Here is an 18,724-nt window from a genome sequence, read left to right as displayed (position 1 = left end):
TCCCGATGGAATTCAGTATCGACCTCGATGTCACGCCCAAGCCGCGCCGCGATCCGACAGCGACCCTGTTTGCAACGGTCCCCGGACAGGCTGCCGATCTCGGCAACGGCGAGTGCATTTTCCGGCCGCAACACGAAGACTTGCCGCATGTGATGACACATCAGGTGCTCAGCGCGCTGGACCACTGTCGCGCCTTTCGCAGCGTCGACGAACACGTCGCAGCCATCCGCCAAGCGACGCCGGGCGCGCCGGACGATGGCGTTCGCCGCGTATTCAACAATCTGGCCGAGCGCGGTCTGATCATCGCCGCCGAGGACTTCGCGGCACCATTCCTGCAGGCGACCGCGGCGTCGCAGACCGCATCGGCCGGACTCTTCATCCGCGCCGGCGATCGACCGGCGCAGTTGCAGCGGCTGTTGGAATCCCTGCGCGCGCAGGCGCCGACTGTGGCTAGCGCGCATGCCCTGACCATCCTCGACGACTCGCGTGCTCGCGACGCGGTGACCGCGCAGTCGCGCCTGCTGCACGAGCACGCCGAAGCCACCGGCGATGTTGTCCGCCACGTCGATGGCACCGCCTGGCAACGTATCCAGGACACACTGACCGCGGCCCTGCCGCAACACCGGGCCGCGCTCGATGATCTGATCGGGCGCGACGCTGCCGGCCAGCCGCGCAGTGGTCGCGGTCGCGGCTGGAATCTGGCGCTGCTGCTCGGTGCGGGGAAACGCATGCTGTTTGGCGACGACGACTTCCTGCTGCCGCTCAAGCTGCATCCGCTGCTGCAAGATGGCGTTGAATTGGAAGCACGCGAGACAAATACAGCGGTATTCCACACCGACCCCGCTGCGGCCCTGGCCAGCGGCCTCGACGCCGACTTCGATCTGCTCGGCTGGCATCTGGACTTGTGCGGTGCGAACGTTGGTCGCCTGTTCGATCCGGAATCGCGTCTGCAACCGACGCTCGAGCAGTGGCGAGACATCGCGCCATCACGTCTGCCAAGACTGGTTCCCGACGCGCGCATCGTCGCAACCATGAATGGACGCCGTGGTCACGTCGGGTCCGAGTCGAACGACTGGATGTACACGCTCGACCGCGCCAGCAGCCAGGACCTGTACCACGATCGCAATCGCTACCTGCGGCTGATCGAATCGCCCCAGGCATGGATCGGCACCGATCGCGCCGCAATGATGGCGTCGACGCCGTTTGCTCCATTCGCGCAGGACCTCTCGCGCCTGCCGGCCTTCGTTAGCCCGGACGCGCGCGGCGACGCCGGCCTGTTCGGCGCGATGACGCGCCTGATCGAGCCGCAGTCGTGGATTCTGCATCTGCCGACCAGCAGCGGCCACGTGCGCATCGCGCAAACAGGTGCCAAACCGGTGCACGGCGTCGCCGCCGAACGCAGCTTCGACCAATTCCTGGGCGAGTTCCTGGAACGATTCGAACCCGATCTGTTCGCGGCGTCGGCACCCGCGCGGCTCGCCAGCGCCGCGGCGCGACTCGAGGAATTGGCGGCAGCTGACGATCGCGCCTTGCTGCGCATGCTCGACGAATACCTGCTGGCCGCGCACAGTGCGCAGATCCAGCGGTTGCAGGGCGTGGCGGCTGCGGCTGGCGCGCTTGCGCCGGTGCACTGGAGCGCGGACCTGCAGGCGCTCATCAAGACCCATGCCAAGGCGATGCTGCACGACGGACCGCCGCGGCTGGCCGGTTGGTCGCCGGAACTCGACGCCGCCGGTTGTGCGCGACGTTTTCGTGCCGAGCTTGGACGTTTTGCACAGCTGATGCGAGCCTGGCCGGAGATCTGGAGCGCGGCGCGCGACCTCGGTGCCAGCGGTCGTCTCGGCTGATGTCGGCATGAACCGCGTCGCGGTTGTCGTCGTTGCCCACGACAGCGGTCCGTTGTTGGCCCAATGTGTGGCGCGGGTGCTCGCCGATCCCGCCTGCGCGGAACTGATCGTGGTCGACAACGCCAGCGGAGATGGCTCCTTGCAGGCGGTGCGCGCCATGGCCGACGCGCGCGTCCGTATCGAGTGCCTGGGCCGCAACGCCGGTTTCGCGGTGGCCTGCAACCATGGCGCGAATGCGACCGCTGCACCTTGGCTCGCGTTCCTGAATCCGGATGCGCTGGTCGAGTCCGACAGCTTTTCCCGCCTGCTGCACATCGCCGCGAATGATGCCTCGATCGGTCTTCTCGGCGCCGATGTGCGTGGCCGCGATGGTGCACGCGAAGCCGCCGCGCGCCGCCGCGACCCCAGCTTGGGCCGCATCCTCGCGACCCAGATCGCGCGCTTGCCGGGCTGCGGCGGCTGGTCGGGCCGTGGCCTGGAGATCGCGCCACGCGACGAGGCGCTCAGCGAAGTCGATGCCTGCTCGGGCGCGTTGATGCTGCTGCCGCGCGCCCTGTTCGAACGTGTCGGAGGCTTCGATCCCGGCTACTTCCTGCATGCCGAAGACCTGGACCTGTGCCGGCGCGTGCGCGGCGCCGGTCGACGTGTTCTGGTCGCGAACCAGGTTGCGGTAACGCATGTGCAGGGCAGTTCCAGTCGGGCGCGGCCGTTCTTCGTCATCTGGCACAAGCATCGCAGTCTGTGGCGCTACTTCGCCACGCACGAGGGCGTGCGTCTCATGTCGCTGCGCGGTGGCTGTCTACTAATTCTGCTTGCGGCGCGCGTCGCCGGGCAATGTCTGCTGGCGATGTTCAGGCGGCGTTGAGCGCGTCGAACATCGCCGCGATGCGGGCGCAGTCGTCGACGATAAGACCACCGGTCGGGTTCGGATGCGCTTCGGCGACGACCAGATTGTGCTTGCGCACGAAGCGATCGGCGAAGATCGACCAGCGTTCGTCGAAGCTGCCATCGGAGTCGTGCAGCAGATGCAGGTCCTGGGCGATGCCGACCACGTGGCCCCGACGATGGCAGGAATAGCTGAAGTCGATATCGTAGAGATGAAAGGCGTCGAAGCGGTCGGCGTCGAAGCGAACCTGCTCCCACACCCGGCGCTTCACTGCGATGAAGACGCCGTCCAGCGCTTCGGCGCGCGCGTGCACCGGGCCGATGCCGCACAGCGTCGCCGCATAGCGGCCATCGGGCAGTGGATAGGTGACTTGCGCCAGGCCATTCGCTGGACCGCCCCACAGCACGGCAGGTCCGACGAGGTGCGTCGCGCCGGCCGGACCGCAAACATCAAAGCGTTGCAGGGCAAGCGCGAGGCGTGCGGCAAAATCCGCGCGCAGGAAGCGGATGTCGTCGTGGCAAAACACCAGCCACTCGCCGTGCGTCATCGCGGCGCCGCGATTGTAGGCCTCGGCGAGTGAGCGGGCGTCGTTGAGAACGCAAACCTCGGTCTGGGGCCAGGCCGAAAACGCGCGTGTGACCTCCGCTCGAAATCGAGCCTCCAGAGCAGTCTGGATCGAACAGCAGACGAAGGACAGGCTGGGTAGCACGCCCGGCAATTCCAGGCGGCGTTCGGCAGGCGCCACGTGCATGGCGCGATCCAGCATGCGGCCGACGAGGCCGCCCTGCTCCGGATGCAGCGCCGCATCGCGCTTCAGCGATTGCAGCACCTCGTCCATCGCACTTACTTCTTCAATGCCTTGAAGCGGATGCGATGCGGACGCTCGGCATCGGCACCGAGGCGGCGCTTCTTGTCTTCCTCGTATTCGCGATAGTTGCCCTGGAAGAACTCGACGTGCGAGTCGCCCTCGAACGCCAGGATGTGCGTGGCGATGCGGTCCAGGAACCAGCGGTCATGCGAGATCACGAAGGTGTTGCCAGGGAACTCGAGCAGCGCATCTTCGAGCGCGCGCAGGGTTTCGATGTCGAGGTCGTTGGACGGTTCGTCGAGCAGCAGCACGTTGCCACCCTGCAGCAGGGTCTTGGCCATGTGCAGGCGCCCGCGCTCGCCACCGGAGAGGTTGCCGACCAGTTTCTGCTGGTCCTGGCCCTTGAAGTTGAAGCGGCCGAGGTAGGCACGCGACTGGATCTCGACGCCGTTGATGTTGAGGATGTCGAGGCCGCCGGACACTTCCTGGAATACGTTGTGGTCGCCGGTCAGCGCGTCGCGGCTCTGGTCGACGTAGGCCAGCTTCACCGTCGGTCCGACCACGATTTCGCCCTTGTCCGGCTTCTCCAGGCCCATCAGCATGCGGAACAGGGTGGACTTGCCGGCGCCGTTCGGGCCGATGATGCCGACGATCGCGCCCGGCGGTACGGTGAAGCCGAGGTCTTCGATCAGCATGCGCTCGCCGAAGCTCTTGCACACGCCCTTGAACTCGATCACCGAGTTGCCGAGGCGTTCACCCGGCGGAATGAAAATCTCGTTGGTCTCGTTGCGACGCTGGTAGTCGACCGACTGCAGTTCCTCGATGCGCGCAAGTCGTGCCTTGCCCTTGCTGCGTCCGCCCTTGGCATTCTGCCGCGCCCACTCCAGTTCCTTCTGGATCGCCTTCTGGCGCGACTTTTCCTGATTCTCCTCCTGCTTCAGACGCTCGTCCTTCTGCTGCAGCCAGTCGGTGTAGTTGCCCTTCCACGGGATGCCGCGGCCGCGGTCGAGTTCGAGGATCCACTCGGCGGCGTTGTCGAGGAAGTAGCGGTCATGGGTGACCGCGACCACGGTCCCCGGGAAGCGCGCGAGGAACTGTTCCAGCCACTCGACCGATTCCGCATCGAGATGGTTGGTGGGTTCGTCGAGCAGCAGCATGTCCGGCTTCGACAGCAGCAGCTTGCACAGCGCGACGCGGCGCTTTTCGCCGCCGGAGAGCTTGCCGATCACCGCTTCCCAAGGCGGCAGGCGCAGCGCATCGGCGGCGACTTCGAGTTGCTGGTTCAGGGTATCGGCGTCGCCGGTTGCGAGGATCGCCTCCAGGCGCTCCTGTTCCTTGGCCAGCGCGTCGAAGTCGGCGTCGGCTTCGGCGTAGGCGGCATAGACCGCTTCGAGTCGATCCTTGGCGTCGAAGATCTCGCCCAGTGCCGACTCGACCTCCTGGCGTACCGTCTTCTCGGGATCAAGCCTTGGCTCCTGTTCCAGATAGCCGATCTTGATGCCCGGCGCCGCCCGCGCCTCGCCGTTGAAGTCCTTGTCGACGCCGGCCATGATCCGCAGCACCGTCGATTTGCCGGAACCATTCAGACCAAGCAGGCCGATTTTCGCGCCCGGGAAGAAGCTCAGCGAAATGTTCTTGATGATTTCGCGCTTCGGGGGCACGACCTTGCTGACCCCGTTCATGGTGTAGATGAATTGCATGGCGATGCCCGATCCGGCGAGAAGTAGACCGAGCATTGTCGGTGCAGGGCCGGGGCAAGTCCAGCTTCGTCGCCAGGCGATCCTGGGGCGGAGGCGGTGCCGCGCCGCACCTCTCAGACAGTGCGTTTGGCGACTTCGCGTTGCAGCAGTTCCGTGAACGCCGTGACGACGCGGTGGTCGCGGTACAGCCGCGACTTGCGCGCAGACACCAACGCGCGCAGGCGCATGCGTTCCGCAGGATCGCTGGCCAGCGCGACGGCGCGACGCACGAAGTCGTCGACGTCGTCGGTGATGAGCTCCGGCAGTTCCAGCAGCTGCAACATGGCAAAGGTATGCCGGCCGCGCATGAAGGCTCCGGGCAGGGTCAGGATCGGCGTGTCGGCCGAGAATGTCTCGAGCGCGGTGACGCCGCCGGACCAGTGCAGCGAGTCGAGCACCAGGTCGGCCTGCGCCAGCTCCTGCTGAAATCCGGCCTCGTCGATATTGCCGACCACGTGCACGCGGCGCTCGAAATCGACGCCGTGCGCGAGGAAGACTGGACGCATTCGGGCCACGAGATCCTGCTCGATACCCGCATGCAGCCCGCACAGCAAGGTGAGGTCGGCCGCGGGAGCTGCGGCGAGGATGCGTGCGAAGACGCCATCTTGCTCGGGCAGCAGTTTGAGCCCGTTCTGTGCGCAGCACAGCCGCACGCGGTCGTCGTCATTCTTCGGGCGTGGCGGGGTTGGCGACCGCGTTTGCGGGTCGAACCAGCAACCGAGACCGGGCAAGGTCAGCAGGGCTTCGGAGTAGTGCGCTTGGGCGTCGACGGGTTCCATCAGCGCGCTGCTGATGAAGGCATCGATGGTGTCGACGCCGCTGGTCACCGGGTGGCCCCAGAGCATTGCCTGGAAGGGGGCGAGCCGCAACGCCGAGAGCGCCACCGTGCGCGGGTGCATGCCGATGTCGAGATAGATCAGGGCGTCGCAGGCATCGTCGCGGATGCGTTGGGCCATCGTGCCCAGGCCCGTGAGCTCGGTGCGCACCAGATCGAGCTCGCGCCGCAGCTGTTCGGTGACGGCATCGACGCCGGCTTCCAGTGCATAGGCGTGAACTTCAAATCGCTGGCGCGGCAGGCCGCGCATCAGCCCGCCGAAGAGCTTGAGCACGGTGTGGTGGCGCAGGCTGGCAGTCAGGAAGCCGACGCGGAGCTTGCCGCTCGCTGGCCTTGCCGCGAACGGTCGATCGAATTGCGGCAGCGCGCTGCGCGCAATGCGCCGCAGGACTTGACCCAGCGCGATCTGGCGCGACGTCACGTCGATTCCGGTGTAGGCAAGGTGGAAGTTGCTCTGCGCGAGAAGCAGGTGTTCCAGTTGGGGGCGAGCGTCCGGCGCCTCGAGGTCGATGCCGGCGAACGCGGCGCAGCCCGAATCCCAGTCGGCAATGAAGCGCTGCACTTCGTCGTCGCTCGCGAAGAATTTGCCGCGTGGCGTCAGGAACTTCGCCCAGCGCGCGAACAGATGCGACGGATCGAGCGCCAGCGTGGCATCGAGTGCGGCATGCATTTCACGGTAGTAGCCGACCCGAGATGCGGTGACCGCAAGCAGAAACTGGTAGCTCAACGAGTCTGGTTGCAGCGCGACCAGGCGTCGTCGCAACGGCAGCACCTCGATCGCCGTGGCGCCGCCTTGCTCCATGGCCAGCGCCTGAAGTTCGAGGCCACGAGCGTCGTCGCCATCCAGTTGCGTGATGTGCGCGCCGATGTTGAAGGCGGCGCGGTGCTGTTGCATCTGCAACATGCAGCGACCGAGCTCGTCGAGGGCCGGGACCCAGTTCGTGTGTTGTTGCAGCAGCTGGTTGAGTACGGTCGTTGCCTGCTGCACCGGCAAGTTGCGGCGAATGGCGGCCAGCTCGCGCTCGGCCTCGACGCTGCGGCCCTGGCCGAGCAGGGTGGCGATGCGGGCGATCATGGCGTCGTGCGGGAGGCTCATCGGCGGCGGCAGCGATTCGGGCGGAACGAGGGCAGAGGCGCGCAGAAGACTAGCGCCGATGCGCTCTTGCGGGCGAGCTGCGAAGTCGCTGCGCTACCATCCGGGCCTTCCCGTCGCTGCCTCCGGAGCCCGCCGATGTACCACCAGACCTCGTCGATTGAAGCCTTTGATCCCGCGCTTGCCAAGGCCATCGCGGCCGAGGTGCAGCGCCAGGAAGATCACGTCGAGTTGATCGCGTCCGAGAACTACGCCAGCCCGAGAGTGATGGCGGCGCAGGGTTCGGTGCTGACCAACAAGTACGCCGAAGGCTATCCGGGCAAGCGCTACTACGGCGGCTGCGAGTTCGTCGATGTCGCCGAGAATCTGGCGATCGAGCGCGTCAAGCAACTGTTCGGCGCCGACTACGCGAATGTGCAGCCGCACTCGGGTTCGCAGGCCAATGCCGCGGTCTATCTGGCGCTGCTGACACCGGGCGACACCATTCTCGGCATGAGCCTCGCCCACGGTGGACACCTGACGCACGGCGCGAAGGTGAATTTCTCGGGCAAGATCTTCAACGCCGTGCAGTACGGCATCGACGTGACCACTGGCCTGATCGACTACACCGAAGTCGAGCGCCTGGCGCGCGAACACAAGCCGAAGATGATCGTCGCCGGATTCTCGGCGTACTCGCAGGTAATCGACTGGGCAAAGTTTGCCGAGATCGCGAAGGCGGTCGGTGCGTATCTGTTCGTCGACATGGCGCACGTCGCCGGACTCGTCGCTGCCGGCGAGTATCCGAACCCGGTACCGCATGCCGATGTCGTCACCTCGACCACGCACAAGACCCTGCGCGGTCCGCGCGGCGGCATCATTCTGGCCAAGACGAATGCCGAGATCGAGAAGAAGCTGCAGTCGATGGTGTTCCCGGGCACGCAGGGCGGCCCGCTGATGCACGTGATTGCGGCCAAGGCGGTCGCGTTCCTGGAAGCGCTGCAGCCCGAGTTCAAGAGCTACCAGCACCAGGTCGTGTTGAATGCGCAGGCAATGGCGAACGCCTTCATCAGCCGCGGCTACAAGATCGTCTCCGGCGGCACCAGGAACCACCTGTTCCTGGTTGATCTGATCGGTCGCGACGTCACCGGCAAGGACGCCGAGGCAGCGCTCGGCGCCGCGCACATCACCGTCAACAAGAACGCGGTGCCGAACGATCCGCGCTCGCCGTTCGTGACCTCCGGCCTGCGCATCGGCACGCCCGCCGTGACCACGCGCGGCTACAAGGAGCCGGACTGCGTCGCGCTTGCGAACTGGATCTGCGATGTGCTCGACCAGCCGACCAACACCGCAGTGATCGACGGCGCCCGCGCCAATGTCACAAGGCAGTGCCAGCAGTATCCGGTCTACGCCTGAGGCCCTGATCGATGCACTGCCCTTTCTGCCACAAGCCCGATACCCGCGTCGTCGATTCGCGTCTGACCGAGGACGGGATGCAGGTGCGCAGGCGGCGGCAGTGCGAGGCGTGCAGCGAGCGCTTCACCACCTTCGAGACGGTCGAGTTCAAGCTGCCGATGATCGTCAAGCAGGACGGACGGCGCGAGTCGTTCGATGCGGCCAAGTTGCGCGCGAGCCTGGAGCGTTGCCTGCACAAGCGGCCGGCCGGCACTGCCAGCATCGATGCAGCGATCGCCGCGATCACCAAGCGCCTGCGTGGCCATGGCGATCGCGAAGTGCCGTCGCGGCGGCTCGGCGACTGGGTGATGAGCGAGTTGCGTCGCATCGACCAGGTCGCGTACGTGCGTTTTGCTTCGGTCTATCGCAAGTTCGAGGACGTGCAGGCGTTCCGCGAGGAGGTCGAGCAGCTGGAGCGCGACTTGCCGGCGCTGTCCGAGCGCCAGTTGCCGTTGCTCGGCGATCTGCTGCCGGGCGAACGCAAGCCGTGAGCCGGCGCTTCGTCTGGTTGAGCGAGGTGCCGGAGCGCGCCGCGCAGCTGGCCGAATGGCATGTGGCCGAGTGGGCGCCCTTGATTCCCGGCTTCAATGTGCCGGACATGCTTGCCGAATTCTCCACACACGACGGCTGCGAGAAGATCCCGACGACGCTTGTCGCGCTCGATGGTGAAGATCTGCTCGGTTCGGTGAGTCTGCTCGAGAACGACCACGACGATATCCGCGACTACTCGCCGTGGCTGGCGAGTCTGTACGTTCGGCCGCAGTCTCGAGGTCGCGGGCTCGGCGTCGAACTGGTGCGCCGCTGCGAGAACATCGCGCAGCGGCTCGGCATCACGCGCTTGCATCTGTACACCTCCGGGCAGGAACGCTTCTATCGCCGACTCGGCTGGGAGGACGTGGCCAGCGTCTCGCTGCGCGGAGTGCAGGCATCGGTGCTGGGTATCGCGCCGCGCGCGCTGGGGCACTGAGCATGTTTAGCGCGATCGATCACACTCATATGGCTGAGGCACTGCGGCTGGCAGCGCGTGGCCGGTACACGACGGCGCCGAATCCGCGCGTCGGCTGCGTGATCGCGGACGGCACTGGCGTGCTCGGTCAAGGCTCCCACGAGCGCGCCGGTGGTCCGCATGCGGAGGTGCTCGCGCTCCGCGAGGCCGGCGCGCGCGCGCGCGGCGCCACCGCCTACGTCACGCTCGAACCGTGTGCGCACCACGGGCGCACGCCGCCGTGTGCGGATGCGCTGGTCCGCGCCGGCGTCGCGCGCGTGGTCGCGGCCGTGGGCGATCCGTTCGACCGTGTTGCCGGCGAAGGCTTCGCGCGTCTGCGCGCGGCCGGCATCGCGGTCGAAGTCGGGCTGATGGAATCTGCGGCGCGCGAGATCAACGTCGGCTTCTTCTCGCGCATCGAGCGCGGCCGCCCATTCGTGCGCGTGAAGCTCGCGAGCACACTCGACGGCCGCACCGCACCAGCTGACGGTTCCCGACTCGCGGTCACCACCGACGCTGCGCAACGCGACGGCCATCGCTGGCGCGCGCGCGCCTCGGCGATCCTGACGGGCGTCGACACTGTGCTCGCCGATGATCCGTTGCTCACCGTGCGCCTGGACGTCCCGCACGCGCCGCCGCTGCGCGTGATCGCCGATACCGGGCTGCGCACGCCACCGACCGCGCGCTTGCTGAGCGAGGCCGGCCCGCACGTGCTCGTGGTCTGTGGTGACGGTGCCGACGGTGGACGTCGGCGCGCGCTCGAAGCGGCGGGGGCCGAGGTCGTCGCGCTGCCGCTCGATGGTGCGCACATCGACCTGCGGGCGCTGTTGCTGCTGCTGGCGCAGCGGCAGGTCAACGAATTGCATGTCGAGGCGGGAGCATCGCTGGCCGGCGGATTGTTGCGCGCCGGCATGCTCGACGAATGCCTGCTGTACCAGTCGCACACGCTGCTCGGCGCAGACGCGCGGCCGCTGTTCGGCGGCACGCTGACGGCGATGCTCGACTGGACCCTGATCGACGAACGCCGCACCGGGCCGGACCGTCGACTGATCCTGCGCCCCAAGCAAGGAGATTGATCATGTTCACCGGACTCGTCGAAGCCACCGGTCGCGTCGCCGCCATCGAAGCGAAGGGCGGCGACGTGCGCCTGCGCATCCAGTCCGACACGCTCGGCTTCGATGACGTGCAACTCGGCGACAGCATTGCCGTGAACGGCGTCTGCCTGACCGTGGTCGCCTTCGATGCGCACGGCTTCGACGCCGATGCCTCGACCGAGACGCTGGCGTGCACGACGCTGGGATCGTGGGCGGTCGGGCGCCTGGTCAATCTCGAGAAGTCGCTGCGTTTCGGCGATCGTGTCGGCGGTCATCTGGTCAGCGGCCATGTCGATGGCGTCGGCCGCGTGCTCGCGATCGAAGCCGACGCCCGCGCCACCCGCTGGCGCTTCGCCCTGCCGCGCGCACTCGCGCGCTTCGTCGCCGGCAAAGGCTCGATCGCCGTCGATGGCGTCAGCCTCACCGTCAACGCCGTCGGCGACGACCACTTCGACGTCGCCCTGATCCCGCACACCCAAACCGTCACCGCCTTCGCCGAAACCACACCCGGCAGCACCGTCAACCTCGAAGTCGACTTGCTCGCGCGTTACCTTGATCGACTTCGTGAACGGCGATAACCGTTATCCTCACGGTGTCGGCAGACGTCGCTCTTGAAGGAGGGCTTGCAATGATCAGTCATCAGAATCTGCATCGTCTCCAAGGGCGAATTGCGGAAGTCTCCATTGAAGGCTTCCGCAGTCTGAAGCGAATCGAGAAATTGCAGCTTCCGCAGCTCACTGTGCTGATCGGCGCCAACGGAGTAGGCAAGTCCAGCTTCATCCGCTTCTTCGAGATGCTGGGTTGGATGCTGCGCGCACGCAACCTGCAAGAGTTTGTCGTGCGAAAGGGCGGTGGAGACGACCAGTTTTTCATGGGTTCGCGCGCCACACCGCAGATCAAGGCGGAATTGCGCATCGCTACCGACAGGGGGTCCAACGATTATCGCTTCGAGATGGCGCACCTGTCCGCGGGTGACACATTGATGCTGACCCACGAGGCTTATCGCTATTCCGATGCAACGAGGCCTAGAGAGGCGCCTTGGACCAATCTCACCGGCGTCGGCAAAGAGTCTGCGTTGCCTGATCAGATGAACAAGACTGCGAAGACCATCTACACGTTGCTTCGGCAGTGCTCCACTTATCAGTTTCACGATACGTCCGCGAACGCCTCCATTCACCAGCGTTGGGATGTCTCTGATTCGGCGCGCCTGCGCTCCGACGGCGGGAATCTGTCCGCTGTATTGCTCGATCTGCGCGAGCACGATGCGCCGCGCTATCGACAGCTGGTACGCCAAGTTCAGCGAGTGTTTCCCACGTTGGAGGATTTCGTACTGGAGCCAGTCTCTGGCAGGGTGTTGTTGCGCTGGAAGAGCAAGTACAGCGACAAGGTGTTTGGCGCGCACCTGACTTCCGATGGTTCCCTGCGTCTCTTCTGTCTGCTCACTCTCTTGAGTCTGCCGGACGAACGCTTGCCGGATATGCTGTTCTTCGACGAGCCGGAGCTCGGTCTTCATCCGCACGCCATTACGTTGGTTTCGGAGATGCTCAAGCGCGTGGCGAAGACTCGGCAAGTGTTCATTGCGACGCAGTCGCCGTACATGGTCGACTGCTTCGATCTGGAGAATATCGTCGTCGCCGAAGCCAAAGACGGCGCCACCACTTTGCGCAATTTGCCTAAGGATCAGTATCAGCGATGGCTGGACGACGACTACTTGTTGTCGGACATCTGGCTGAAAACTCCAGTCGGAGTGTCTTCTTGATTCGGGTGTGCATCGTGTGTGAAGGCGTGACGGAGGTCGAGTTCGTCAAGTCATGCCTTACGCCGCACCTGCTCAATCACGGCGTGAATGCCTACCCAGTCCTCGTGCAGGCACCTTCCGGACGGCATCGCGGTGGGCGAGTCACGGTCGAGAGGCTCGCGCGATTCATCTCGCACGAGTATCACGCTTCGGATCGACTCACGACGCTGGTCGATTACTACGGGTTCCAGGATTCGGGTGGCCGAACGCGTCAGGCATTGGAGCAAGCCATTGTCGATTGCGTCGCAAGCCACGTCGCCGGTTTCGATCGAAGGTTCGTGTCTCCGTATGTTCAGATGCACGAGTTCGAAGGACTGCTGTTCTCCGATGTAGAGAAGTTCCAGTACGTGCTAGACGGATGGAACGATCGCGTTCGCCAGGCGCTGGTCGCGATCCGTTCGCAGTTTTCGACGCCAGAAGAGATCAACAACAACCGAGAAACGGCGCCATCGAAGCGAATATTGGCAGCATTTCCAGAGGGAACGTACAGCAAACCAGAGCATGGTCCGGTCATCGCCGAAGCAATCGGTCTGGACTGCATCCGTCGGCAATGCCAGCAGTTCGATGCATGGATACGCATGATGGAAGCATGGGGTGGCAGTTGACGGTTCGGGCATGCTGGACGGATGGAATCGGGCCGGGGCTGCGTTAACCCTCCGTCGCATCCGCGGTGGTGCCGCGGCGGTCGTCCTGGTGGATGGAGACGCCGCGGGATTCGTTGCGGAACTCGGCGAGTTCGCGCATCAGGGTTTCGATGTTCACTTCGTTCTTGAGGTTGACCTTGTAGTCGGTCTCGGCGCGGGCGCGGTCCTTGAGCGACTGGCGGTTCTGGCTCATGACGATGAGCGGGCCCTGCAGGCCGACCAGGATCGCGAGCGCGAGGTTGAAGAACTGGAACGGGTAGGGATCGAGCGGTTTCGGCAACACGTCGAGCACGTTGACCGTGCACCAGGCTGCGGTCAGCAGCAGCAGGAACAGGATGAAGGCCCAGGAGCCGTTGAGCTCGGCGACCTGGTCGGCGAGGCGGTCGCTCCAGGACAGGTTCTTGTCGAACTCGGCGTCGACGTTTTTCGCGGCGCGCGCGGAGAGCAACTCGTTGGTTTCGCGCAGGCGCTCGCTCATCGTGCGCAGGATCGCCATCGCCGCGGCCGGGCGGCGTTGCAGGTAGTTGGCCAGGGTGTCGTGCTGCAGTTCCAGCAGCTGCGTGTCGCTGGTCGCGACCGCGCTCGCGCTGCGCGGCTTCTGGTCGAACAGCGCCAGTTCGCCGAAGTATTCGCCGCGGCTTACGTCCTTGAGCGAAATGCGTTGTGAGTTCTGCCCGGGCAGGTGGATGTTCACGTCGCCGCGGTCGACGATGTACATGGCATCGCCGGTGTCGCCGAGCGCGAAGATCATCTTGCCGGCTTTGAACTCGCGCGCCACGACTGCGGCAGAGAGCGCGGACAGGTCGTCTTCGCTGAGGCCGGCAAACATCGGAATGGAGCGCAGCAGGTCGATGGTGGCCATCAGGGTGTCCAAGAGTCGAATCGGGGGCGCCGCCGGGGCGCGCCGTCGATCCTAACGATCCTGCCCGGTCGCCGGCTATCCTTCGCGCCCCGACAGGTCAGCCCGCCATGAGTTTCAGCCCGATTCCCGAACTGATCGACGAGATCCGCGCCGGCCGCATGATCGTCATGCTCGACGACGAGGATCGCGAGAACGAGGGCGACCTGCTCATGGCCGCGGAACTGGTGCGGCCCGAGGACATCAACTTCATGGCACGCGAGGCGCGCGGCCTGATCTGCCTGTCGCTGACCGCCGAACGCTGCAAGCAGCTGCGTCTGCCGCCGATGGTGCAGGACAACGCCTCGCGTCACCGCACCGCGTTCACCGTCTCGATCGAGGCCGCCGAGGGCGTCAGCACCGGCATTTCCGCCTACGACCGCGCCCACACCATCCGCACCGCGGTGCGCGCGAACGCGAAACCTGACGACCTGCACCAGCCCGGACACGTGTTCCCGCTGCAGGCGCAACCGGGTGGCGTGCTGATGCGCGCCGGTCACACCGAGGCGGCGGTCGATCTGGCGCTGCTCGCGGGTCTCGAGCCCGCCGGCGTGATCGTCGAGATCATGAGCGCCGACGGCACCATGGCGCGGCGGCCCGAGCTCGAGCAGTACGCGGCGCGGCATGGTCTGAAGATCGGCACCATCGCCGACCTGATCCGATATCGCGCCCACACCGAGGCGACGTTCACGCGCGTGTTCGAGCGCGAGGTGGAGACCCGCCACGGCGCGTTCCGGCTGGTCGCCTATCGCGACCGGTTTGGTTCCGGCCTGCACTACGCGCTGGTGCGCGGCAGCGTCGACGCGGACACGGTGACGCCGGTGCGCGTGCATGTGAAGAACCTGCTGGTCGATGTGCTCATGCTCGATCGCGAAGACCTCGGCATTTCCGCCGAGAAGGCGCTGGCGACAATCGCGCAGGAGGGTCGCGGCGTGTTCGTGCTGCTCGGTGACCATCGCGATCCCGAGGCCGAGTTCGCGCGCCTGACCGAGGCCGCGTTGCCGGCACCGGCCGCGGCCAGCGACTGGCGCCAGAGCGGGCTTGGCGCGCAGATCCTCGCCGACCTCGGCGTGCGCCGCCTGCGCGTGATCGGCACCCAGCGCCGATTCCTCGGCCTCTCGGGCTTCGGACTCGAAGTGGTAGACTGTGCGCCCCCCGAATCTTGATCGGCCCGCCCGCTGACAGCGTCGCGCGGCCCGAGGTCTGTCCATGCCGTCCCATCCTGTTTCGCGAGCCAAGCCGATCAACCTGGCGCGCTTCAAGCTTTCGCGCGTCGAGCCTGCCGAAGGCGTGTTGCGCGTCGGCATCGTTGCGGCACGCTTCAATGCCGACATCGTCGATGCCCTGCTCGAAGGCGCGTTGCGCACGCTGGCGGCGCACGATGTGCGCGGCGACGACGTGGTGCTGGCGCGCGTCGCCGGCGCCTGGGAAGTGCCGCAGGTGGTGCAGGCGATGGCCGACTCCGGCGAAATCGACGCGATCATCGCGCTCGGCTGCATCATCCGCGGCGAAACTGCGCACTTCGATGTCATCGTCAACGAGTCGGCGCGGGCGCTGATGGACGTGGCGCTGAAGTCGGGCATCAGTGTCGCCAATGGCGTGCTCGCGGTCGAGAACGTTGGCCAGGCGCTGGCGCGCTGCGGCGGCGAACACGGCCACAAGGGCGAGGAAGCGGCGCTGGCCGCGCTCGATACCGCCGGCCTGATCCGCAGCCTGTTGCCCGAAGACTTCGACCTCGATGGCGAACTCGACGGCCTGCTCGACGAGTTCGCCGGCGGTCTGCGCCCGGGACCGCGTCGATGAGCGAGCGTCACGCTCGTCCCGAGGGAGTCGACCTGGCCGCGCGCAGTCGTGCACGCCGCCGCGCGCTGCAGGCGACTTATGCCTGGCAGGTGTCGGGCACCGACATGCGCGGCATCATCGAGCAGTTCAAGCATGAGCAGGAGATGGAGATCGCCGACCTCGACTACTTCGAGGACCTGCTGGTCAACATCGAGCGGCGCTGCGCCGAACTCGACGCGGCGATCGGCCCGCACCTCGACCGCACCATCGCCGCAGTCGACCCGATCGAGCGCGCGGTGCTGCGCCTCGCCGCCTACGAACTGATCCACCGCCTCGACGTGCCCTATCGCGTCGTCATCAACGAGGCGATCGAGACCACCAAGCGCTTCGGCGCCGACTTCGGCCATACCTACGTCAACGGCGTCCTCGACAAACTCGCGCGCGCCGTGCGTGGCAGCGAATACCGCCGCTGATGTGGCCGCGCCCGCCGACGAATTCGCACTGATCCGGCGACTTGCAGCGACGCAGCGCGCTGGCCGCGAAGACGTGCTGCTCGGCATCGGCGACGATGGCGCGGTGCTGGTGCCCGCGCCCGGGCGGCATCTGGTCGCGGTCTGCGACACGCTGCTCGGCGGCCGTCATTTTCCGGCCGACACCGACGCCTTCGCGATCGGCTGGAAAGCGCTCGCGGTGAATCTGTCCGACCTCGCGGCGATGGGTGCGAACGCGCAGTGGGCACTGTTGGCACTGACCCTGCCCGATCACGATGCCGCCTGGGTCGAGCGCTTCGGCCATGGTTTCGCGACGCTTGCGAAAATGAGCGGCGTCGAACTGGTCGGTGGCGATACCACACGCGGGCCGTTGGCGATCACCGTGACCGCGCTCGGCGCCGTCGCTGCGGGCACGGCGCTGCGCCGCGATGGCGCGCGAGTGGGTGATCGCGTCTGCATTGCCGGCGTGCCCGGCGAAGCTGCGATGGGGCTGGCCGCCATCCAGCAAGGTCAGCGCGCAGACCCGCGCCATGCGCATTGCATCGCGCGCCTCGATCGGCCCGAACCGCAGCTCGCACTCGGGCAGGCGCTGCACGGCGTCGCCAGCGCCTGCATCGATGTCTCCGATGGCCTGCTCGCCGATCTCGGCCATATCGCCGCGGCGAGTGCGGTCGGTATCCGCCTCGAACTCGTGCGTATCCCGCATCCGCCGCTCGCGCTCGGTGCCACGCTTGGCCTCGACGCCAGCGCTGTCATCGACCTCGCGCTCGGCGGCGGCGACGACTACTTGCTCGCCTTCACCGTGCCCGCGGCGCGGCTTGCGGAGGCGCGCGAGCGGCTGGCGTCGCTGGCACTGCCGCTGACCGAGATCGGCGAGGTCACGGTCGGGTCCGGTGTCGACGTGGTCGAAGCCGACGGCAGTACCCACTTCTGCCGACGAACCGGCTACAACCACTTCGGAGGCGACGATGCGCGCCAAGCATGAGTTGCTGCGCCACCCCTGGGGCTGGCTCGCGAGCGGCTTTGGTTCCGGCCTGTCGCCGTTCGCACCGGGCACCGCCGGCACCGCTGCGGCATTGCTGGCGTACCTGGCGCTGCGCCCGTTCGGCTGGGTGGCGCTGCTCGTGGCCGCAGTGATCATGTTCGGGCTCGGTGTGCGCGCCGCCGATTGGGTGATCCGCGAGATCGGCATCGAGGACCCCGGCGTGGTCGTGGTCGACGAGTGGGTCGGCACCTGGATCACGCTGCTGCCGGCGCTGACGTTGTGGCCGCTGCTCGGCTATGCGCCGCCGCTGTGGCTGGAATTGCTGGCCGCGTTCCTCGCCTTCCGGTTCACCGACATCCTCAAGCCGTGGCCGGCATCGTGGGCCGACCGCGAGCTGCACGGCGGTTTTGGCGCGATGGCCGACGACGCCATCGCCGGCGTCTACTCGGCGCTGATGCTGTGCGCGCTGCCGTGGCTGGCGCAGTGCTGCCGATCAGTGTGAACGCTCCGCCAGGGCGAGCTCGGCGGCACGCCGCAGCGCCGCCATTGTCTCGGCGCTGAAGGCGGCGTGGTGCTTGCGCGGCAGGGTGCTGTACTGCATCGACAGTGGCACCTGTGCATCGGGCCGGGCATGCGCCGCGATCAGCGGCTGCTCGAGCGTGATCGCGTTGGCGGCGGGCAGCCAGCCCTCGATCGCGGCATAGAGCATGATCGCAACCAGCATCGAGGTATCCGGCGTCGGGTGCAGCCAGCGGTCGCTGAACGGCGTTCGCTGCGCATCGAGCTTGCGCAGTTGCAGGATGGCCGCACCGGCGTCGGCCGGCACCGCGGCGGTCGCTCGCGACAGGCGGCGCAGCACGCGGCTGATTGCGGCCTGCTCGCGGGCGTCCGCGCCCCAGGTGCCGAAAAGCACGGTGCGGATGCCGAGCCGCGCCGCGAATTTGGCGTAGCGCTTGTGCGTGCGCAGGCTGTCGGTGCAGGCAAACGTGGTGCGCAGCGAAGGATGGTCGGCGCAGCGCAGCCAGCCACCCGCCTCCTGCAGCACCAGCACGTCTACCCGGTGCGACTGCAGGTACTGCTGCACCGCACCCTCGCGCCAGCGCTCATTGAGATAGCCGCCGGGGGTGACGAAGGCCTCGGTCGTGACTTCGCGCTGTGGATTCTGGCTGTGCACCAGAGCGCGAAACAGCGCCGGCAGATCGTTGGTGTAGGTGTAGCTGTTGCCGACGAAGACCACGCGCAAGGGCTCGTCGCCGGCCAGTGCCGCCAGCGGACAGGCGAGCACGAGCACCCAGATCCAGCGGACCCAGCGGGAAGCGGTGCGTTGCGACAGCGAAACCATGGCTTCGATCAGAGCCCGGCGCGCCCGTTACCGGCAGTGCCGAAAGGCACGCTGGCGCCCAGCGTT

At 66.6% G+C, this 18,724-nt stretch carries 19 protein-coding genes; 14 read left to right on the top strand and 5 right to left on the bottom strand.

The genetic code is table 11. The annotated features are described in order from the left end of the window. Window positions 1-5: 5 nt before the first annotated feature. Together IPG63_02715 and IPG63_02710 are read left to right on the top strand one after the other, a co-directional pair. Window positions 6-1,847: a hypothetical protein gene (locus IPG63_02715; GenBank protein MBK6726165.1), complete on the top strand. Its 1,842-nt coding sequence runs from the start codon at window positions 6-8 to the stop codon at window positions 1,845-1,847. A 7-nt stretch (window positions 1,848-1,854) separates the two neighbouring features. Continuing rightward, a complete protein-coding gene (locus tag IPG63_02710) occupies window positions 1,855-2,712 on the top strand; it encodes a glycosyltransferase family 2 protein (GenBank protein MBK6726164.1) in 858 nt (285 codons plus the stop codon). Here the strand turns inward: IPG63_02710 and IPG63_02705 are convergent. The 3 genes from IPG63_02705 to IPG63_02695 all read right to left on the bottom strand — a co-directional run bounded on the left by IPG63_02705 (window position 2,699) and on the right by IPG63_02695 (window position 7,211). Then, entirely contained in the window at window positions 2,699-3,571 is an 873-nt protein-coding gene (locus tag IPG63_02705) for a hypothetical protein (GenBank protein ID MBK6726163.1), read from the bottom strand. The two genes, IPG63_02710 and IPG63_02705, sit on opposite strands and share 14 nt — an antisense overlap. Window positions 3,572-3,576: 5 nt before the next feature. Continuing rightward, window positions 3,577-5,241, bottom strand: coding sequence for an energy-dependent translational throttle protein EttA (gene ettA, locus IPG63_02700; protein MBK6726162.1), 1,665 nt, complete (start codon window positions 5,239-5,241; stop codon window positions 3,577-3,579). Window positions 5,242-5,354: 113 nt separating this feature from the next. Next, on the bottom strand, window positions 5,355-7,211 hold the full coding sequence (locus IPG63_02695) for a hypothetical protein (GenBank protein MBK6726161.1): 1,857 nt from the start codon (window positions 7,209-7,211) through the stop codon (window positions 5,355-5,357). Between the two features lie 135 nt (window positions 7,212-7,346). Between IPG63_02695 and IPG63_02690 the strand changes: the two genes are divergently transcribed. From IPG63_02690 to IPG63_02660, 7 genes are read left to right on the top strand one after another with little or no spacing between them, the layout of a single operon-like run. Next, complete coding sequence (locus IPG63_02690) at window positions 7,347-8,600, top strand: serine hydroxymethyltransferase (GenBank protein MBK6726160.1); 1,254 nt, start codon at window positions 7,347-7,349, stop codon at window positions 8,598-8,600. Between the two features lie 11 nt (window positions 8,601-8,611). Next, window positions 8,612-9,130: a transcriptional repressor NrdR gene (gene nrdR, locus IPG63_02685; protein MBK6726159.1), complete on the top strand. Its 519-nt coding sequence runs from the start codon at window positions 8,612-8,614 to the stop codon at window positions 9,128-9,130. After that, window positions 9,127-9,606: a GNAT family N-acetyltransferase gene (locus IPG63_02680; protein MBK6726158.1), complete on the top strand. Its 480-nt coding sequence runs from the start codon at window positions 9,127-9,129 to the stop codon at window positions 9,604-9,606. The genes nrdR and IPG63_02680 overlap by 4 nt, the downstream gene beginning before the upstream one ends. Before the next feature lie 2 nt (window positions 9,607-9,608). Further along, complete coding sequence (gene ribD, locus IPG63_02675; GenBank protein MBK6726157.1) at window positions 9,609-10,700, top strand: bifunctional diaminohydroxyphosphoribosylaminopyrimidine deaminase/5-amino-6-(5-phosphoribosylamino)uracil reductase RibD; 1,092 nt, start codon at window positions 9,609-9,611, stop codon at window positions 10,698-10,700. A 2-nt stretch (window positions 10,701-10,702) separates the two neighbouring features. Then, a complete protein-coding gene (locus tag IPG63_02670) occupies window positions 10,703-11,296 on the top strand; it encodes a riboflavin synthase (GenBank protein ID MBK6726156.1) in 594 nt (197 codons plus the stop codon). A 50-nt stretch (window positions 11,297-11,346) separates the two neighbouring features. Then, a complete protein-coding gene (locus IPG63_02665; protein MBK6726155.1) occupies window positions 11,347-12,477 on the top strand; it encodes an AAA family ATPase in 1,131 nt (376 codons plus the stop codon). Then, entirely contained in the window at window positions 12,474-13,121 is a 648-nt protein-coding gene (locus tag IPG63_02660; GenBank protein ID MBK6726154.1) for a DUF4276 family protein, read from the top strand. Before IPG63_02665 ends, IPG63_02660 begins: the two co-directional genes overlap by 4 nt. Window positions 13,122-13,164: 43 nt before the next feature. Here the strand turns inward: IPG63_02660 and IPG63_02655 are convergent, their stop codons facing one another. Continuing rightward, window positions 13,165-14,022: a DUF1003 domain-containing protein gene (locus tag IPG63_02655; protein ID MBK6726153.1), complete on the bottom strand. Its 858-nt coding sequence runs from the start codon at window positions 14,020-14,022 to the stop codon at window positions 13,165-13,167. Window positions 14,023-14,129: 107 nt separating this feature from the next. On the opposite strand from IPG63_02655, the gene ribB reads away from it, so the two are divergent. The 5 genes from ribB to IPG63_02630 are packed head-to-tail and all read left to right on the top strand — an operon-like array spanning window position 14,130 to window position 17,818. After that, entirely contained in the window at window positions 14,130-15,224 is a 1,095-nt protein-coding gene (gene ribB / locus IPG63_02650) for a 3,4-dihydroxy-2-butanone-4-phosphate synthase (GenBank protein ID MBK6726152.1), read from the top strand. Between the two features lie 43 nt (window positions 15,225-15,267). Next, entirely contained in the window at window positions 15,268-15,861 is a 594-nt protein-coding gene (locus IPG63_02645) for a 6,7-dimethyl-8-ribityllumazine synthase (GenBank protein MBK6726151.1), read from the top strand. Further along, window positions 15,858-16,313: a transcription antitermination factor NusB gene (nusB, locus tag IPG63_02640; GenBank protein ID MBK6726150.1), complete on the top strand. Its 456-nt coding sequence runs from the start codon at window positions 15,858-15,860 to the stop codon at window positions 16,311-16,313. The genes IPG63_02645 and nusB overlap by 4 nt, the downstream gene beginning before the upstream one ends. 28 nt (window positions 16,314-16,341) lie before the next feature. Beyond that, window positions 16,342-17,316, top strand: a complete 975-nt coding sequence (thiL, locus tag IPG63_02635) for a thiamine-phosphate kinase (protein ID MBK6726149.1) — start codon at window positions 16,342-16,344, stop codon at window positions 17,314-17,316. Next, window positions 17,300-17,818 carry a phosphatidylglycerophosphatase A gene (locus IPG63_02630; protein ID MBK6726148.1) on the top strand — a complete coding sequence of 173 codons (519 nt, stop codon included), beginning with the start codon at window positions 17,300-17,302 and terminating at the stop codon, window positions 17,816-17,818. The genes thiL and IPG63_02630 overlap by 17 nt, the downstream gene beginning before the upstream one ends. Here IPG63_02630 and IPG63_02625 read toward each other — a convergent pair. Then, the gene (locus tag IPG63_02625; protein ID MBK6726147.1) at window positions 17,810-18,658 is read right to left on the bottom strand and encodes a hypothetical protein; all 849 of its coding nucleotides are present in this window, start codon (window positions 18,656-18,658) and stop codon (window positions 17,810-17,812) included. The two genes, IPG63_02630 and IPG63_02625, sit on opposite strands and share 9 nt — an antisense overlap. Between the last annotated feature and the right edge of the window lie 66 nt (window positions 18,659-18,724).

The sequence above is a fragment of the Lysobacterales bacterium genome, assembly GCA_016703225.1.
Lineage (GTDB): Bacteria > Pseudomonadota > Gammaproteobacteria > Xanthomonadales > Ahniellaceae > JADKHK01.
Note: the sequence above shows the minus strand (reverse complement) of the source record. Positions and strands in the feature narration are given on the sequence as shown.

What these genes read in the sequence shown, in the direction of transcription:
- IPG63_02630 (MBK6726148.1), top strand. Translation starts at nt 17,300, where the DNA reads ATGCGCGCCAAGCATGAGTTGCTGCGCCACCCCTGGGGCTGGCTCGCG.
- nrdR (MBK6726159.1), top strand. Translation starts at nt 8,612, where the DNA reads ATGCACTGCCCTTTCTGCCACAAGCCCGATACCCGCGTCGTCGATTCG.
- IPG63_02655 (MBK6726153.1), bottom strand. Translation starts at nt 14,022, where the DNA reads ATGGCCACCATCGACCTGCTGCGCTCCATTCCGATGTTTGCCGGCCTC.
- IPG63_02690 (MBK6726160.1), top strand. Translation starts at nt 7,347, where the DNA reads ATGTACCACCAGACCTCGTCGATTGAAGCCTTTGATCCCGCGCTTGCC.
- ribB (MBK6726152.1), top strand. Translation starts at nt 14,130, where the DNA reads ATGAGTTTCAGCCCGATTCCCGAACTGATCGACGAGATCCGCGCCGGC.
- ribD (MBK6726157.1), top strand. Translation starts at nt 9,609, where the DNA reads ATGTTTAGCGCGATCGATCACACTCATATGGCTGAGGCACTGCGGCTG.
- IPG63_02670 (MBK6726156.1), top strand. Translation starts at nt 10,703, where the DNA reads ATGTTCACCGGACTCGTCGAAGCCACCGGTCGCGTCGCCGCCATCGAA.
- IPG63_02705 (MBK6726163.1), bottom strand. Translation starts at nt 3,571, where the DNA reads ATGGACGAGGTGCTGCAATCGCTGAAGCGCGATGCGGCGCTGCATCCG.
- IPG63_02710 (MBK6726164.1), top strand. Translation starts at nt 1,855, where the DNA reads ATGAACCGCGTCGCGGTTGTCGTCGTTGCCCACGACAGCGGTCCGTTG.
- IPG63_02695 (MBK6726161.1), bottom strand. Translation starts at nt 7,211, where the DNA reads ATGAGCCTCCCGCACGACGCCATGATCGCCCGCATCGCCACCCTGCTC.
- IPG63_02625 (MBK6726147.1), bottom strand. Translation starts at nt 18,658, where the DNA reads ATGGTTTCGCTGTCGCAACGCACCGCTTCCCGCTGGGTCCGCTGGATC.
- ettA (MBK6726162.1), bottom strand. Translation starts at nt 5,241, where the DNA reads ATGCAATTCATCTACACCATGAACGGGGTCAGCAAGGTCGTGCCCCCG.
- IPG63_02665 (MBK6726155.1), top strand. Translation starts at nt 11,347, where the DNA reads ATGATCAGTCATCAGAATCTGCATCGTCTCCAAGGGCGAATTGCGGAA.
- IPG63_02715 (MBK6726165.1), top strand. Translation starts at nt 6, where the DNA reads ATGGAATTCAGTATCGACCTCGATGTCACGCCCAAGCCGCGCCGCGAT.
- nusB (MBK6726150.1), top strand. Translation starts at nt 15,858, where the DNA reads ATGAGCGAGCGTCACGCTCGTCCCGAGGGAGTCGACCTGGCCGCGCGC.
- IPG63_02645 (MBK6726151.1), top strand. Translation starts at nt 15,268, where the DNA reads ATGCCGTCCCATCCTGTTTCGCGAGCCAAGCCGATCAACCTGGCGCGC.